The following is a 15,258-nucleotide window of genomic DNA, read 5'->3' as shown; positions in this document are numbered from 1 at the left end:
AAAGGCTGTGCGCCGGCTGCGCCGGATCAGCGCGCGACCAGGTCCAACAGGAGTTGCGGGGCGAAACCGACCACCACGGCCACCAGGGTCGCGACCGCCAGGGCCAGCCCGACGCTCGTCGCCGGGCGGGCGCCGGCCGGTCGGTCCGCCCCGGCGGGGCGGGCGGCGGCGTCCGGGGCGGCCCAGAGGCCGGCGGCGAGGCGCAGGTAGTAGGCGAGGCCGAGCACCGCGTTGACCGCCACCACCAGGGCGAGCCAGCCGGCGTGGCCGTCCAGCAGCGACCGGACCACCGTCACCTTGGCGAACAGCCCGGCCAGCCCCGGCGGCAGCCCGGCCAGCCCGATCAGCGCGAGCGCGAACGCGCCCCCGACCCACGGGTGCCGGCGGGCCGCCCCGCGCAGGTCGTCCAGGGTGCCGCCGTCGGCGTCCGCCGGGCGCAGGGCCACCACCGCCGCGAACGCGGCCAGCTCCAGCACCACGAAGAAGATCGCGTACGCGACCGCGGCCGCATACGCCCCGGCGCGGGCGTCGGCGGTGCGGCCGGCCGCCAGCGCGAGCGCGCCGAGCGGGGCGAGGATGTAGCCGGCCTGGGCCACCGAGGACCAGGCGAGCAGCCGGACGGTACGCCGCTGGCGCAGCGCCACCAGGTTGCCGACGGTCATGGTGAGCACGGCGAGCAGGGCCAGCACCGGACCGGTGACGGTGGCCGGCAGCGCCCGCTGGACCACGGCGAGCAGGGCCACCACCCCGCCCAGCTTCGACGCGGTCGACAGGTACGCGGCCACCGGCAGCGGCGCGCCGTCGTACGTGGCCGGGGCCCAGGCGTGGAACGGCACCGCCGCCACCTTGAACGCCAGCCCGAGCACCACCAGCGCCACCGCGACCGTGGTCAACGGCAGGTCCAACAGCTCCGGCCGCTCGGCGAGGGTGGCGCCGAGCCGGTCGAGGTGCAGCCCGCCGGTCACCGCGTAGAGCAGCGCCGCGCCGAGCAGGGTCAGCGTGGTCGCCACCACGCTGACCACGAAGAAGGTCACCGCCGCCTCGGCGCTGGCCAGGCTGCCCCGGCGCAGGCCGACCAGGACGTAGAGCGGCAGGGTGAGCGTCTCCAGCGCCACGATCAGGGTGATCAGGTCGCCGGCCGCGCCCAACACCACGCCGCCGGTCATCGCGCAGGCGAGCAGGAAGCAGTACTCCCCCACCGGCGTGCGGCCGGCCCGCAGCAGCGGCCCCGACAACGCCAGCACCCCCAGGGTGAGCAGCGCGAAGACCGCCGCGACCAGGGCCGCCCGGCCATTGAACAGCCAAGAGCAGTCACCGCCCACGCAGAAGGTGCGCCGCTCGCTGCCCGCCCCGACCACCGCCGCGCCCACCGCCGTGGCGACGGCGCCGACGGCGGCCACCGCCACCGTCGCGGCGGCCCGGGCCACCAGCAGGTCGGCCAGGAGCACGACCACGGCGGTGCCGGCGGCCAGGTACGCCGGCAGCAGCGCCACGTTGTCCACGCTCTGCACCAGGCTCACGCCGCCACCCCGCCCCACCGACGAATCCGGGACCCGTTCACTTGAGCACCCCCACCAGGGCGTCCACCGGGCCGGTCGCGTAACCGAGCACCAGCGCGGGGGCCAGGCCGACGGCCAGCGCGAGGAGCACCAGCGGGGCCCACGCGGTCAGTTCGGCCCCGGCCAGCCCGGGCGCCAGCCGGCCCACCGCCGGACTGGGTCGCCCGTGGGCGACCTGCCGCAGCAACCGCAGGAAGTACGCGGCGGTCAGCGCCCCGCCGAGCGCGGCCAGCACCGCCAGGGTGACCCAGAACCCGCCGCCCCGCCGGACCGCCGCCACCACGGCGAACGCCTCGCCCCAGAAGCCGGCCAGCCCGGGCAGCCCCAACGAGGCGACCGCCGCGAAGCCGAGCAGCCCGGCCAGCCGGGGCGCGGTCTCCCGCAGCCCGGACAGCTCGGCGAGGGAGCCGGTGTGGGTACGGTCCTTGACCGCCCCGGCCAGGAAGAAGAGCAGGCCGGTGATCACCCCGTGCGCGATGTTGCCGATCAGCGCCGCCTCGATGCCGGTGGCCGTGAGCGTGGCCACCCCGAGCAGCACGAAGCCCATGTGCCCGACGCTGGAGTACGCGATCAGCCGCTTCAGCTCGTCCTGCGCGAGGCAGACCAGCGAGCCGACCAGGATCGCGGCGACGGCGAGCACCCCGAGCACCGGGGCGGCCCAGCGGGCGCCTTCCGGGGCCACCCCGACCGCCACCCGGATCAGGCCGTACGTCCCCATCTTGAGCAGCACCCCGGCCAGGATGACGCTGCCGACGGTGGGCGCCTGGGTGTGCGCGTCGGGCAGCCAGGAGTGCAGCGGCCAGAGCGGACTCTTCACCGCGAACGCCAGCGCCAGCAGCGCGAACGCGGCGAGCTGCGTGCCCCGGGACAGCCCGGCCCCGCCGGTCAGCGTCACGAGGTCGGCGGTGCCGGCGGCGGCGACCACCACGTAGACGCCGACCAGCAGCAGCACCGAGCCGAGGAGCGTGTAGAGGACGAACTTCCGGGCCGCCCGCCGCCGGTCCTCGCCGCCCCAGCCGGCGATGATCGCGTACATCGGGAGCAGGACGACCTCGAAGAAGACGAAGAACAGCACCAAGTCGAGGGCGAGGAAGGTGCCGAGGATGCCCACCTCGACCACCAGCAGCAACGCGACCAGGGCCCGGCCGCTGCCACCGTCGGGCACCCGCCACAGCGTGTACCCACAGCAGAGCAGGGTGAGCAGGGCGGTGAGCACCACCAGCGGCCAGGAGATCCCGTCCACCCCGAGGTGGAAGCGCAGGTCGAGGCCGGGCACCCAGGGCAGGTCGAGCTGGTGCCAGGGCTGCACGGCGGGACGGGGCCCGTAGCCGAACCAGCCGTGGTCGCCGCCGACCAGCGGCACGGTGGCGAGCAGGGTGAGCGCGGCGGCGACCACCCCGGTCAGCCGGGCCGCCCGGTCGTGCGGGACGGCCGCCACCGCGACCGCGCCGAGCGCCGGCACGGCCAGGACCGCGACCAGCAGAACCTGCCCGACGCTCACGGTGCCACCTCAGTTCGCGACTGCGGGGCTCGCAACACCGGCTCACTCCTCGCGCTCACGGTGCCACCTCAGTTCGCGACTGCGGGGCTCGCAACACCGGCTCACTCCTCGCGCTCACGGTGCCACCTCAGTTCGCGACGCGCTCACGGTGCCACCCCCATCAGTGCGACGGCGAGGCCGATCAGCAGCGCGCCGGCGAGTACGCCGGCCGCCGCGCGGGGCAGGGCCGCGCGGTGCAGCGTGGCCAGGCCGCCGCCCAGACCCACCGCGGCGTGGCCGCTGCCCTCCACCAGGCCGTCCACCCCCAGCTCGTCCCCGGTCCGCGCGGCCCGGGCGAGCGCGTTCGTCGGGCGTACGACGAGGGCGTGCTGGACGTCGTCGAGCCGGAACGCCCGGGCGAAGACCGGCCGGAGCGGACCCAGGAAGCGGGCCGGGTCGGCGGCCGGGTCCCGGCGCCAGCCCGCCCACGCGACCCCCGCGCCGGCCAGCAGCAGGGCCAGCGGGAGCAGCACCGCCGCGCCCAGGTGGGTCAGCGAGTCGCCGAAGTCGGTCAGCTCCGCCTCGGTGGCGGGCGCGAAGATCCGCCCGATGAACGGCCCCCAGAACCCGGCCAGGCCGAGCAGCGCGGCCGGGACCGCCAGCACCAGCACCGGCCAGCGCATCAGCGCCGGCGGGTCGTGCGGGTCCGCCAGCGGGATCCGGGTGGCGCCGAAGAAGGTGCGCAGCAGCAGGCGGGTGGCGTACCAGGCGGTGACGGCGACGCCGAGCAGCCCGGCCAGCCAGACCAGCCAGCCGACCCACTGCGGCGTCGGGCCGGCGCCGTCCAGCGCGGCGGCCTCGGCGGCGGCGAGCACGCCGTCCTTGCTCCAGAAGCCCGACAGCGGTGGCACCCCGGCGAGCGCGCCGAGACCGACCACCGTGCACCAGAAGGTCACCGGCATGCCCCGCCGCAGACCCCCCATCCGGGACATCAGCGTGGTGCCCACCGCGTGGATGACCGCCCCGGCCGCGAGGAAGAGCAGCGCCTTGAACGCGGCGTGGCTGAGCAGGTGGAACAGCGCCGCCGTGGGCGAGCCGACGGCGAGGGCCCCGGTCATGTAACCGATCTGGGAGACCGTCGACCAGGCCAGCACCCGCTTGATGTCGTCCTGCGCGGTGGCCGCGAACGCGCCCAGCAGCAGGGTGATCGCGGCCAGCACGCCGAGCACGGTCAGCGCCACCGGGGCGCGCTCGAACAGCGGGAAGAGCCGGGCCACCGCGTACACGCCGGCGGCGACCATGGTGGCGGCGTGGATCAGCGCGGAGATCGGGGTGGGGCCGGCCATCGCGTCGGGCAGCCAGGTGTGCAGCGGGAACTGGGCGCTCTTGCCGGCCACCCCGGCGAGCAGCAGCAGGCAGGCGGCGGTGAGCGTACCGGTGGAGTAGGGGTGGGCGAGCACATCGGCGATCTTGAAGCTGCCGGCGGAGACGCCGAGCAGCGCGATGCCGAGCAGGAAGCCCACGTCGCCGACCCGGGTGACCAGGAACGCCTTCACCGCCGCGGCGGGCGCCTCGGGCAGCCGCCGGTCGTGGGCGATGAGCAGGTACGAGCAGATGCCCATCACCTCCCAACCGACCAGCAGCAGGATCAGGTCGCCGGAGACCACCACGACCAGCATCGCGGCGGTGAAGAGACTGATCTGCGCCGCGTACGGCGGGTAGCGGTGGTCCACCTCGACGTCGTCGTGCGGGCCGCGCTTCAGGTAGGCGATCGAGTAGACCTGCACCGCCAGAGCGACCGCGGCCACCGCCGTGGCGACCAGCACGGCCACCCCGTCCAGCCGGTAGCCCAGCGTCACCCGCAGCCCACCCAGGTCGACCCAGGTGGTCGAAGCCTCGACCGGGTGGTCCACCCGGGTCAGCAGCGCCAGCGCGACGAGCAGCGCCCCGGCCGCGCCGGCCACGCCGAGCGCGATCGCCACCCGCCGGGCCCGGTCCTCGCCGGTCGCCGCGCCACGCGGCGACGGCGGCAGGAGCAGCCCCACCAGGCCGGCGGCCAACGGCAGGCCGGGCAGCAGCGGTACGAGCGGCGCCAGTCGCCCGATGCCCTCGCTCATCCCCGCACCTCCGGCCCATCGACGCCGCCCGTGGTCCCCGCGGCGGACCGGTCGGCGGCCACCCCGGCCACGCCGGCCGGCACGGGCGTCGGCGCCTCGGTCAGCGGCACCTCGTCCACCGCGACGCTGGCCCGCAGCCGGTAGAGCTGGAGCACGATGGCCAGCCCCACGCCGATCTCGGCGGCGGCGAGCACGATCACGAAGAGCGCGAAGACCTGCCCGGCGTGCGGCAGCTGCGCCCGGACCGTGGTGTCCGCGGTGACCAGGATCAGGTTCACCGCGTTCAGCATCAACTCGACGGCCATCAGCACCAGCACGGCGTTGCGGCGGCGCAGCACGCCGAAGACGCCCAGGCCGAACAGCAGCGCGGCGGTGACGTAGGGGACGACCGGCCTCACGCGCGCCCACCCTCGTCACCGGTGGCCGGCGTGGCGGACCTGACCGGACCGGGCCGCCCGATGTCGGGGCGGGAGAGCACGATCGCGCCGACCAGGGCGGCGAGCAGCAGCACCGACAGCACCTCGAAGGGCAGCACCCAGGAGCGGAAGACCTGCTCGCCGAGGCGGTCGGCGGTGCCCGCCGTGGGCAGCTCCACCCGGGACCAGCGGAACGCGTCGACCAGCAGCACGGCCAGGCCCAGCCCGCTGCCGCCGCCGATCAGGGCGGCCGGCCAGCCCGGCCGGTCCAGGTCGTCGGAGGCGCCGATCGGCGCGCGGGTCAGCATCACCGCGAAGAGCAGCAGCACGACCACCGCGCCGACGTAGATCAGCACCTGCACCCAGGCCACCAGCTCGGCGGTGAGCACGAGGTAGTCGCCGGCCAGCGCACCCAGGCAGACCACCAGGTAGAGACCGGCCCGGACCAGGTGCTGCGTGCTCACCACCAGCACCCCCGCGCCGACCGCCACCGCGCCGAGGGCGAGCAGCAGCAGGTCCGCACCCGTCATGGGGCCGTACCTCCGTCGGCGGCGGGGCCGGGCTCGGGGCGTACGGCGGAAGGGCGGGCCGGGGCCGCGGCCTTGCGCGCGGCGGTGGTCTCCTCCTTGGAGGGCTCGCCGTGCGGGTCGTGCGCGGGTGGCGGCGGGACGGTGGCCATCCACTCGCCGAGGTGGTCCTTGTCGTGCAGCAGGTCCTTGATGTCGTGCTCGGCGTACTCGAACTCCGGCGACCAGTAGAGCGCGTCGAAGGGGCAGACCTCCACGCAGATGCCGCAGTACATGCAGAGCGAGAAGTCGATGTCGAACTTGTCGAGCACGTTGCGCTGGCGGGGGCGGGCGGCGCCGGGCACCGCCACCTCCTCCTTGTGCGAGTCGATGTAGATGCACCAGTCCGGGCACTCCCGGGCGCAGAGCATGCAGACGGTGCAGTTCTCCTCCAGCAGCGCGATCACGCCGCGGGAGCGGGGTGGCAGCTCGGGGGCGACGTCCGGGTACTGCTGGGTGGTCGAGCGGCGGGTCATCGTCTTCAACGTGACCGCCAGCCCCTTCACCAGCCCTTCGCCGGGCATGCCGCTGCGCTCACTCATGCCGCCCATCCTGCCCTGTGCCCTCGGCGCGCGCGACCACCACCCGGCTCTTACCGGCGGTACGGGGATCGTGGGGAGAACGACTCCGCCGACCGGATCAGGCCCCGGGGTCGATGAGGCCGGGCAGCGGGGGCAGCATTTCCACGCCGAGCTGCTGGAGGACCTGGAACAGCTCGTTGACGCTCCACACGTCGAGGATCCGGCCCGTCTCGTCGAAGCGCAGGAAGGTCGCCCCGGAGTAGCTGACCACCCGCCCGGTCGGCGGCACCGGGCCGAACTGGCCGGCCTGCGTGCCGGCGGCCCGCCAGTGCACGGCCACCCGGTCCCCGGCCGCCACCAACTCGACGACCTTGTAGCGCAGGTCCGGGAAGGCCGCCCGCCGGTCCCGGTGCCAGGCCAGCGTCGCCGCCGGCCCGGTCCCGCCCAGCCCCGGGCAGTCCTCGGCGATCAGTTCGTACGCCGTCTCCTCGCGGCCGGCGTTCCACACGTCGGCGATGAAGCGTCGGGCCCTCGCCTCCAGATCGGTCACCGCGGCAGCCTAGCCCCGCGTCGCGTCGGGGCTGCCCCGGGACCCCGGAGCGACCATGATGGGAGTCGGACGCCGGCGTGACCGGCGGGCGATGGCGAGGAGGCGGCGTGGGCGCGGACAGCGACAAGATCCTGGAGCGGACCGGCGGGAAGTACGTCGAGCCGGGCGGCGAGTTCACCCGGGACCAGCGCTACATCGCCACCCGGATCACCGCCGACGGCCGGGACGGCTGGCCGGTCGAGCCCGGCCGGTACCGGCTGGCGGTCAGCCGCGCCTGCCCGTGGGCGAGCCGGCTGGTCATCGTCCGCCGGCTGCTCGGTCTGGAGGACGCCATCTCGATGGCGGTGGCCGGGCCGACGCACGACAAGCGGAGCTGGACCTTCGACCTGGACCCGGGCGGGCGGGACCCGGTGCTCGGCATCGAGCGGCTGGCCGAGGCGTACTTCAAGCGGTTCCCGGGGTACGAGCGGGGGATCACCGTGCCGGCGATCGTGGACGTGCCGACCGGGCAGGTGGTCACCAACGACTACGCGCGGATGAGCCTGGACCTGTCGACCGAGTGGACCACGTACCACCGCGAGGGGGCGCCGGAGCTGTACCCGGAGCGGCTGCGCGACGAGATCGACGAGGTCAACGCGGTGGTCTTCGCCGACGTGAACAACGGCGTCTACCGGTGCGGCTTCGCCGGCAGCCAGGAGGCGTACGAGAAGGCGTACCACCGGCTCTTCGACCGGCTGGACTGGCTGAGCGAGCGGCTGGCCGGGCAGCGGTACCTGGTGGGCGGCACGATCACCGAGGCGGACGTGCGACTCTTCACCACCCTGACCCGCTTCGACCCGGTCTACCACGGCCACTTCAAGTGCAACCGGCAGAAGCTGACCGAGATGCCGGTGCTCTGGGCGTACGCGCGGGACCTGTTCCAGACCCCCGGTTTCGGCGACACCGTCGACTTCGACCACATCAAGCGGCACTACTACGAGGTGCACCGGGACATCAACCCGACCGGCGTGGTCCCGTCGGGGCCGGACCTGTCGAACTGGCTCACCCCGCACGGCCGCGAGTCCCTGGGCGGCCGCCCCTTCGGCGACGGCACCCCACCCCCGCCTCCGCCACCGGCCGAGCGGGTCGACCCCGCCCACACCCCGCTGCGCTGAGGCGTCCGGTCAGAGGGCGAGGCGGACGGCGGCGGTCAGGACGAGCTGGGCCAGGGCCAGGGGGACCAGCACCAGCCAGCAGAGGCGCTGGAGCTGGTCCTCGCGGAGCCGGGGGTAGGACACCCGCAGCCAGATGATCACGAAGGCGACGGCGAAGACCTTGAGCAGCGTCCAGAGCCAGCCGAGCTGGGCGTCCGCGAACGGCCCCTGCCAGCCGCCGAGGAACAGCACGGTGGTCAGCGCGGCGATCACCACGATGCCGACGTACTCGGCGAGCAGGAAGAAGGCGAAGCGCAGGCCGGTGTACTCGGTCATGTAGCCGAAGACCAGCTCCGAGTCGGCGACCGGCATGTCGAACGGGGGCCGCCGGATCTCCGCCAGCCCGGCGACGAAGAAGATCACCATCGCCGGCGCCTGCCAGAGCAGCCACCACGGCCGCCACGCCTCGACGATGCCGGAGAGGCTGAGCGTGCCCGCCGCCATCGCCACCGACGCGGCGGCCAGCACCAGCGGCAGCTCGTAGCCGAGCAACTGGGCCGCGCCGCGCAGGCCGCCGAGCAGGCTGTACTTGTTGGCCGACGCCCACGCCGACATCAGCACCGCCACCACGCCGATGCCGACCACCGCGAGGACGAAGAAGAGGCCGATGTCCAGCGGCTGCCCCACCAGGTCGCCCGGTCCGAGCGGGATCACCAGCAGCGCGAGCAGGTACGGCACCAGCGCCACCGCCGGGGCCAGCCGGAAGACGGCCCGGTCCGCGTCGCGCGGCGTGACGTCCTCCTTCTGCACGAACTTGATCCCGTCGGCGATCAGCTGCGCCCAGCCGTGGAAGCCGCCCGCGTACATCGGGCCGAGCCGGCCCTGCATGTGCGCCATCACCTTGTGCTCGACCTGCCCGACGACCAGCGGCAGGGTGAGGAACGCGACCAGCACGCCAGCCACCCGGAGGACCAGCTCCAACCAGGTCGGCATCAGGCCTTCCCTTCCTCGGCCGTGGGCTCGGCACCGGCCGCCGGCTCGGCGTGGCCGGGCCCGGTCGGGCGCTCACCGGGGGTGGGCCGGGCGGGACCGTCGGCCGCGCGGGTCGGCCGCTCGCCGGCACCGGGCCGGGCCGGACGGTCGCCGGGGGTGGGGCGCGCGGGACGCTCCCGGGCCGGGCGGGCGGGCGTACCGCCGCGCGGGCCCTCGCCGACACCGGCCGCGCCGGCGGGGGTCGGCGTGGTGCCCCACTCTCCCGGCGCCGGTACGCCCGGCGGGCGGATCGGCCGGCGGCCGCCGCCGGCCTCGGACTCGCCCGGCTCCTTCGCGCCCGGCCAGGGCTTCGCCACCCGGGAGGCGAGGACGAACTCCTTGCGGAGCGGGTGCCCCTCGAACTCCGGCGGCAGCAGCAGCGGCTTCAGCTCACCGTGCCCGTCGAACGAGATGCCGAACATCTCGTACGTCTCCCGCTCGTGCCAGGCCGCGCCCGGGTAGAGGTCGATCACCGACGCCACGGTCGCCGCCTCCCGGGGCAACCGGGTGCGCAGCAGCAGCCCGTGCCGCCGGGTGGTCGACCAGAGGTGGACCACCACGTCGAAGCCCTCGGCCAGCTCGTCGACCGCCGACAGCCAGTCGAAGAAGTCGAAGGCCAGCTCGGCGTCGTCGCGGGCCGCGCGCACCACGTCCCGCCAGCTCGCCGGGGGTACGTCCACCGTGGCGCGGGCGTACCCCTGACCGCCGGAGACCGACGCGGTGGCCGCCACGGGCGCGAGTAGCGCGACCACCCGCTGGCCGACCTCTTCCGGAGTCATGCCGCTGATCCTAGGGCCGGCGGCCCGCACCCGTGTCGGGCCGCCCGCGCTCCCGGTCCGGGGATCTGGTCGCTTTGCCGGCGGGCGGGCTCCGGGACGGGAAGGATGAACCCGTGCGCGCTGTGACTGTGTCTCCCCGGGTTCCCGATTCGCTGCGGCTGATCGAGGAGTGGCCCGAGCCCGCCCCCGAGGAGGGCGCCATTCTGGTCGAGGCCCTCGCGGTGGGCGTCTGCGGCACCGACCAGGAGATCATCGCCGGGGCCTACGGGGAAGCGCCACCCGGCCAGGACCGGCTGGTGCTGGGCCACGAGTCGCTGGGCCGGGTGCTGGAGGACCCCACCGGCACCCTCCAGGCCGGCGACCTGGTGGCCGGCATCGTCCGGCACCCCGACCCGGTGCCCTGTCCGAACTGCGCCGTGGACGAGTGGGACATGTGCCGCAACGGGCAGTACACCGAACACGGGATCAAGGCGCTGCCCGGGTTCGCCCGGGACCGGTGGCGGGTGCAGCCGAAGTTCGCCGTCGGCCTGGACCCGGTCCTCGCCCCGGTCGGGATGCTGCTGGAACCGACCAGCGTGGTGGCGAAGGCCTGGGACCACATCGAGCGGATCGGCCGCCGCGCCGAGTGGAAGCCACAGACCGTGCTGGTCACCGGGGCCGGGCCGATCGGCCTGCTGGCCGCGCTGCTCGCCACGCAGCGTGGCCTGTCGGTGCACGTGCTGGACCGGGCCACCGAGGGGCCGAAGCCCGACCTGGTCCGGGCGCTCGGCGCGACATACCACGCCACGCCCGTGACCGAGCTGGACTTCGCGCCGGACGTGGTGGTGGAGTGCACCGGCGCGCCGGTCGTGGTGCTCGACGCGATGTTCAAGGCCGGGCCGACCGGCATCGTCTGCCTGACCGGGGTGTCCAGCGGCGGCCGGACCATCGACTTCGACGCGGGCGCGCTCAACCGGGCCCTGGTGCTGGAGAACAACGTGGTCCTCGGCTCGGTCAACGCCAACCGGCGGCACTGGGAACTGGCCGCCGAGGCGCTCGCCCGGGCCGACCAGGCCTGGCTGAACTCGCTGATCAGCCGCCGGGTGCCGGTGGAGGCGTACGCCGAGGCGTACACCACCGGACCGGAGGACATCAAGGTGGTGCTCGACTTCACCGCCTGAGCAGTCGGGCGGGGCGGCTCAGACGCCGGGCAGCCTGCCGTTGCGGAACAGGTCCACGAAGAGCTGGTGGTCGTGGCGAGCCTGGACGCCGTACGTGTGCGCGAAGTCGACCAGGTACCGGCCGAAGCCGTCCGCGTCGGCGTCGACGGCGGCCACGATCGCCTCCTCGGTGGAGTAGTCGACCAGGTCGTGGCTGGACTCGTCGTCGGCGACCGAGTGCATGCGAGCCACCGCCCGCCCGAGGTCGGTGAGGACCCCGGCCAGCTCCTCCGGCTCGTTGACGTCCGCCCAGTCCAGGTCGGCCGCGTACGGGGAGACCTCGGCGACGAGCTGGCCGACCCCGTCCAGCTCGGTGAAGCCCACCCAGGGGTCGGCGTACGCCTGGAGCGCCCGCTGCGACTCGGCGGTCCGGTGGCCCTGGTGCTTGAAGTAGCCGCGGACCCGCTCGTCGTCGATGTACCGCGCCACGGCCGGCACCTGGGCCTGCTTCATGTAGATGACGACGTCGTTCTCCAGCGCCTGGGTGTGCCCCTCCAGCAGCAGGTTGTACGACGGCAGGCCGGCCGAGCCGATTCCGACGCCCTTTCGCAGCACCACGTCCTTGATGTTCGCCGCGACCGGACGCAGCCGGATCGCCGACTCCGGCCGGGTGCCGAGGTAGTCGTGGAAGGCGGCGCGAACCTTCTCCCGGGTCTGTCCGTCGACCTCGAACACGCCGTCGCCGAGGAAGAACCGGCGGTCGTAGTCGTCGATGGTGGTCTGCGTGGCGAGCAGGTCGACCCGGGTGTTGAGCCGGGCCTGCTGGAGCACCCGCCGCAGCACCCCGTCGGCGTTGTCCAGGGTGATCGAGCCGATCGCGTCGTCCCCGCCGGCCGCGATGGCCCGCAGCTCGGTGAGGTACGACCGGGCGAAGCCGCTGACCAGTTCGCCGATCACCTGGTCGGAGAGCGCCTTGGCGTAGCCGAGCAGCGCCACGCTGGCCGCGAACCGCTTCAGGTCCCAGGAGAACGGCCCGACGTACGCCTCGTCGAAGTCGTTGACGTTGAACACCAGCTGCCCGGAGGCGTTCATGTAGGTGCCGAAGTTCTCCGCGTGCAGGTCGCCGTGGATCCAGACCCGGCTGGTCCGGTCGTCGAGGAACAGGTCGTCGGCGAAGTCGGCGCGCTGGTCGGCGTAGAACAGCGAGGCGCTGCCCCGGTAGAAGGCGAACGGCGACGCCGCCATCTTGCGGAACTTGCGGCGGAAGGCCGCCGGGTCGAGCGCCATCGACGCGCCGAACTCCTCGGTCAGCACGTCGACGATGAAGGCGGAGCGCTTGTCCGCGGACTGGGTCATGGTCCGCAGGCTAATCCCCGGCGGCCACTGCCGGCCTCAGCCGGCCGGAGGACGTACCGGTGGCGCGGTGAGGGATGCCACCGGGCGCGGCGCGGCCTCCGCGGGGCCGGCGTCGGCCGGCGAGGCGAGCCGGTCCGGGCGGCTGACGCCGCCGATCCCGGACTGCTCGGCGGCGATCTTCTCCTGGAGGCGGAGGATGCCGTGCAGCAGCGCCTCCGGCCGGGGCGGGCAGCCGGGCACGTAGACGTCGACGGGGATGATCTGGTCGACGCCCTTGGTCACCGAGTACGAGTCCCAGTACGGGCCGCCGCAGTTGGAGCAGGCGCCGAAGGAGATGACGTACTTCGGCTCGGGCATCTGGTCGTAGAGTCGCTTGATCGCCGGGGCCATCTTGTCGGTGACCGTGCCGGAGACCACCATCAGGTCGGCCTGCCGGGGCCCGTGGGCGAATGGGATCACGCCGAGCCGGATGAAGTCGTGCCGGCCCATGCTGGTGGCGATGAACTCGATGGCGCAGCAGGCCAGGCCGAAGTTGAACACCCAGAGCGAGTAGCGCCGTCCCCAGTTCAGCACGAACCGGATCGGCTCGCCGAGCACCGCCGGTAGCTGCACCTCGGGCCTCCCTCGCGTGTCCCCGATCTGACAGTCAACCACAGCGCTCGGGCGGCAACCGGCGCAACCGTCGGGAGCATCGAGACGTGTGACGAGCGTCGACCGCGTCGGCGGCGACGGCACGGGGAGGACCAGATGATGGTGACGGGGGAACCGAGGCTCGACGAGCCGCCACCCGAGGGAGCCACGGGCCGGCGGAAGGACCGGGAGCGGACCGACGGGGTCGGTTTCGACGAGCTGTACCACGCGCACTTCCGGTCGCTGACGCTCCAGCTCACCGCGTACTGCGGTGACCTGCCGCAGGCGCAGGACCTGGTGCAGGAGGCGTTCTGCCGGGCCTTCGCCCGCTGGTCGCGGGTGTCCCGCTACGACGATCCGGTCGCCTGGGTACGCCGGGTCGCCTGGAACCTGGCCACCAGCCGGTGGCGGCGGCTGCGGACCGCCCAGACGTGGCTCCTGCGGCAGCGCGAGGAGCACGTGCCCGGGCCCGGCCCGGACCGGGTGGCGCTGGCCGCCGCCCTGGCGCTGCTGCCGGCCAACCATCGGCGGGCCGTGGTGCTGCACTACCTGGCGGATCTCTCCGTCACACAGATCGCCCAGCAGGAACAGGTGCCGGAGGGCACGGTCAAGTCCTGGCTGCACCGCGGCCGGGCGGCGCTGGCGGCCCAGCTCGCCACGAACGAGGTGAACCACCATGAGTGAGTTCGACGAGATGCTGGTCAGCGGCGAGTTCGCCGCGTACCGCGAGGCGGTCGTGTCGGCGGTGCACCCGGCCGGTCCGGGCGCCGTACGGGAGACCGTCCGGCGGCGGCGCCGGCGGGCGGTGGTCGCCACCGCGACGGCGGTGGTGCTCGCCGTGGCCGTCCCGGTCGCCGCGCACGCGGCCCTGGACCGGCAGCACGATCCGCGGCCCGGGCCGGCCCAGACCGCCGAGCCGACGCCGTCGGCGACGACCGCCTCGCCGACTTCGCCGGCCCCGTCACCGACGCCGAGCACCGCCAGCTCCACCCCGGCGGCACCGGACGGCCGGATCACCCGCGCCCAACTCCTCGCCGCCCGGCTGGACCTCCCCGCCTGGCTGCCCAACCCGGTCTGCGAGGCGGGCCCGACGCGACTCTCGGCCACGTACCGCACCGAGGGGGACGTGCTGCTGGAGGGGCTGGACCACGGGGACGTTGACGGGGACGGCCGGGACGAGACGCTCGCCCTGCTCCGCTGCCTCGTGGGGCAGCACGGGCCGTCGCAGGTGGTGGCGTTCGACCGGGACGAGCGCGGCCGGATCGTCACGCTCGGGCAGGTGACCCGTTCCGCGCGCCCCAACCCGGAATGGCTACTGGCGGTCGAGGTCACCGGCGGCGGGACGATCCGCGTGGAGATGGCGGACCTGGCGCCCGGTGGCGGCTGGTCGCTCGACTGGTCCCAGCGCCAGTGGCGGGGGTACCGCTGGACCGGCGAGCGGTTCACCCAGGTTGACGGGCCCACCTCCTTCGGCCCGAACCCGCACCTGGCCGACCTCTCGGTGACCGCCACCGACCTGGCCTGGGGGCCGAAGAACGCCGACGGCACGCGGACCGGCACGATCACTGTCACCGTCCGGAACCTCAGCCAGGCCCCGGCCAACCTGGTCGAGGTGCACCTGCGGATGCAGGTGGGGACCACGGCGGACGGCGGTGACTGGTCCGCCTGCCAGGGCGGGCCGCCGCCCAAGGGCCCCATCACCTGCCGGTTCGGCCCGCTCGGCCCGGGCGCGACGCGCATCTTCCAGTTCGGGCTCCGGAATTCGAACACCAGCAGTGGCACCGGCATCGCCGAGGTCACGCCGATCGGCACCGACGCCGACCCGCTGCTGGATCCGTCGCGGGAGAACAACGAGGACCGCTACCACTACCGGTGATCGCGATTCTCCGGTACGGCCCGCCGGGTGCCCGGCGGGCCGTACGCAGTTCCCGCTGCCTTCCAGCCGGCAGGTTCGTCGTCAAGACTTTCGACCAGTCGCGT

At 74.3% G+C, this 15,258-nt stretch carries 15 protein-coding genes; 4 read left to right on the top strand and 11 right to left on the bottom strand.

Annotated elements, in window-relative coordinates; translation table 11 throughout:
- Positions 1-26: 26 nt before the first annotated feature.
- The 7 genes from ACFOYX_RS19405 to ACFOYX_RS19375 form a co-directional block, all read right to left on the bottom strand.
- A complete protein-coding gene (locus ACFOYX_RS19405; protein WP_322439045.1) occupies positions 27-1,520 on the bottom strand; it encodes a proton-conducting transporter membrane subunit in 1,494 nt (497 codons plus the stop codon).
- Positions 1,521-1,557: 37 nt separating this feature from the next.
- The gene (locus tag ACFOYX_RS19400; RefSeq protein ID WP_322439046.1) at positions 1,558-3,060 is read right to left on the bottom strand and encodes an NADH-quinone oxidoreductase subunit M; all 1,503 of its coding nucleotides are present in this window, start codon (positions 3,058-3,060) and stop codon (positions 1,558-1,560) included.
- A 143-nt stretch (positions 3,061-3,203) separates the two neighbouring features.
- On the bottom strand, positions 3,204-5,156 hold the full coding sequence (locus tag ACFOYX_RS19395; protein ID WP_322439047.1) for an NADH-quinone oxidoreductase subunit L: 1,953 nt from the start codon (positions 5,154-5,156) through the stop codon (positions 3,204-3,206).
- Complete coding sequence (nuoK, locus tag ACFOYX_RS19390; RefSeq protein WP_109802410.1) at positions 5,153-5,554, bottom strand: NADH-quinone oxidoreductase subunit NuoK; 402 nt, start codon at positions 5,552-5,554, stop codon at positions 5,153-5,155. The genes ACFOYX_RS19395 and nuoK overlap by 4 nt, the downstream gene beginning before the upstream one ends.
- Positions 5,551-6,102: an NADH-quinone oxidoreductase subunit J gene (locus ACFOYX_RS19385; protein WP_322439048.1), complete on the bottom strand. Its 552-nt coding sequence runs from the start codon at positions 6,100-6,102 to the stop codon at positions 5,551-5,553. Before ACFOYX_RS19385 ends, nuoK begins: the two co-directional genes overlap by 4 nt.
- Positions 6,099-6,689 (bottom strand): NADH-quinone oxidoreductase subunit I, encoded by a 591-nt coding sequence (locus ACFOYX_RS19380; RefSeq protein WP_322439049.1) that lies wholly within the window; start codon positions 6,687-6,689, stop codon positions 6,099-6,101. The genes ACFOYX_RS19385 and ACFOYX_RS19380 overlap by 4 nt, the downstream gene beginning before the upstream one ends.
- Before the next feature lie 88 nt (positions 6,690-6,777).
- Positions 6,778-7,209, bottom strand: a complete 432-nt coding sequence (locus ACFOYX_RS19375; RefSeq protein WP_322439050.1) for an ester cyclase — start codon at positions 7,207-7,209, stop codon at positions 6,778-6,780.
- A 107-nt stretch (positions 7,210-7,316) separates the two neighbouring features.
- On the opposite strand from ACFOYX_RS19375, the gene ACFOYX_RS19370 reads away from it, so the two are divergent.
- Positions 7,317-8,363, top strand: coding sequence for a glutathione S-transferase C-terminal domain-containing protein (locus ACFOYX_RS19370; RefSeq protein ID WP_322439051.1), 1,047 nt, complete (start codon positions 7,317-7,319; stop codon positions 8,361-8,363).
- A 9-nt stretch (positions 8,364-8,372) separates the two neighbouring features.
- Here ACFOYX_RS19370 and nuoH read toward each other — a convergent pair whose 3' ends face one another.
- Together nuoH and ACFOYX_RS19360 are read right to left on the bottom strand one after the other, a co-directional pair.
- Positions 8,373-9,335 carry an NADH-quinone oxidoreductase subunit NuoH gene (nuoH, locus tag ACFOYX_RS19365; protein WP_109802415.1) on the bottom strand — a complete coding sequence of 321 codons (963 nt, stop codon included), beginning with the start codon at positions 9,333-9,335 and terminating at the stop codon, positions 8,373-8,375.
- Positions 9,335-10,153, bottom strand: a complete 819-nt coding sequence (locus tag ACFOYX_RS19360; protein WP_322439052.1) for an NADH-quinone oxidoreductase subunit C — start codon at positions 10,151-10,153, stop codon at positions 9,335-9,337. Before ACFOYX_RS19360 ends, nuoH begins: the two co-directional genes overlap by 1 nt.
- 113 nt (positions 10,154-10,266) lie before the next feature.
- Between ACFOYX_RS19360 and ACFOYX_RS19355 the strand changes: the two genes are divergently transcribed.
- Entirely contained in the window at positions 10,267-11,313 is a 1,047-nt protein-coding gene (locus ACFOYX_RS19355; RefSeq protein WP_322439053.1) for a glucose 1-dehydrogenase, read from the top strand.
- Between the two features lie 18 nt (positions 11,314-11,331).
- Here the strand turns inward: ACFOYX_RS19355 and ACFOYX_RS19350 are convergent, their stop codons facing one another.
- Both ACFOYX_RS19350 and ACFOYX_RS19345 read right to left on the bottom strand, forming a co-directional pair.
- Positions 11,332-12,648 carry a DUF2252 domain-containing protein gene (locus ACFOYX_RS19350; protein ID WP_322439054.1) on the bottom strand — a complete coding sequence of 439 codons (1,317 nt, stop codon included), beginning with the start codon at positions 12,646-12,648 and terminating at the stop codon, positions 11,332-11,334.
- A 36-nt stretch (positions 12,649-12,684) separates the two neighbouring features.
- Positions 12,685-13,260 carry an NADH-quinone oxidoreductase subunit B gene (locus tag ACFOYX_RS19345; RefSeq protein ID WP_109804866.1) on the bottom strand — a complete coding sequence of 192 codons (576 nt, stop codon included), beginning with the start codon at positions 13,258-13,260 and terminating at the stop codon, positions 12,685-12,687.
- A gap of 135 nt (positions 13,261-13,395) precedes the next feature.
- Between ACFOYX_RS19345 and ACFOYX_RS19340 the strand changes: the two genes are divergently transcribed.
- On the top strand, positions 13,396-13,962 hold the full coding sequence (locus ACFOYX_RS19340) for a sigma-70 family RNA polymerase sigma factor (RefSeq protein WP_322439055.1): 567 nt from the start codon (positions 13,396-13,398) through the stop codon (positions 13,960-13,962).
- Positions 13,955-15,154, top strand: coding sequence for a hypothetical protein (locus tag ACFOYX_RS19335; RefSeq protein WP_322439056.1), 1,200 nt, complete (start codon positions 13,955-13,957; stop codon positions 15,152-15,154). The genes ACFOYX_RS19340 and ACFOYX_RS19335 overlap by 8 nt, the downstream gene beginning before the upstream one ends.
- Positions 15,155-15,258 lie beyond the last annotated feature (104 nt).

It is taken from the genome of Micromonospora sp. GCM10011541 (assembly GCF_042650725.1).
Lineage (GTDB): Bacteria > Actinomycetota > Actinomycetes > Mycobacteriales > Micromonosporaceae > Micromonospora > Micromonospora sicca.
The sequence above is the reverse complement of the archived record's forward strand: the minus strand, read 5'-3'. Positions and strand labels throughout refer to the sequence as shown.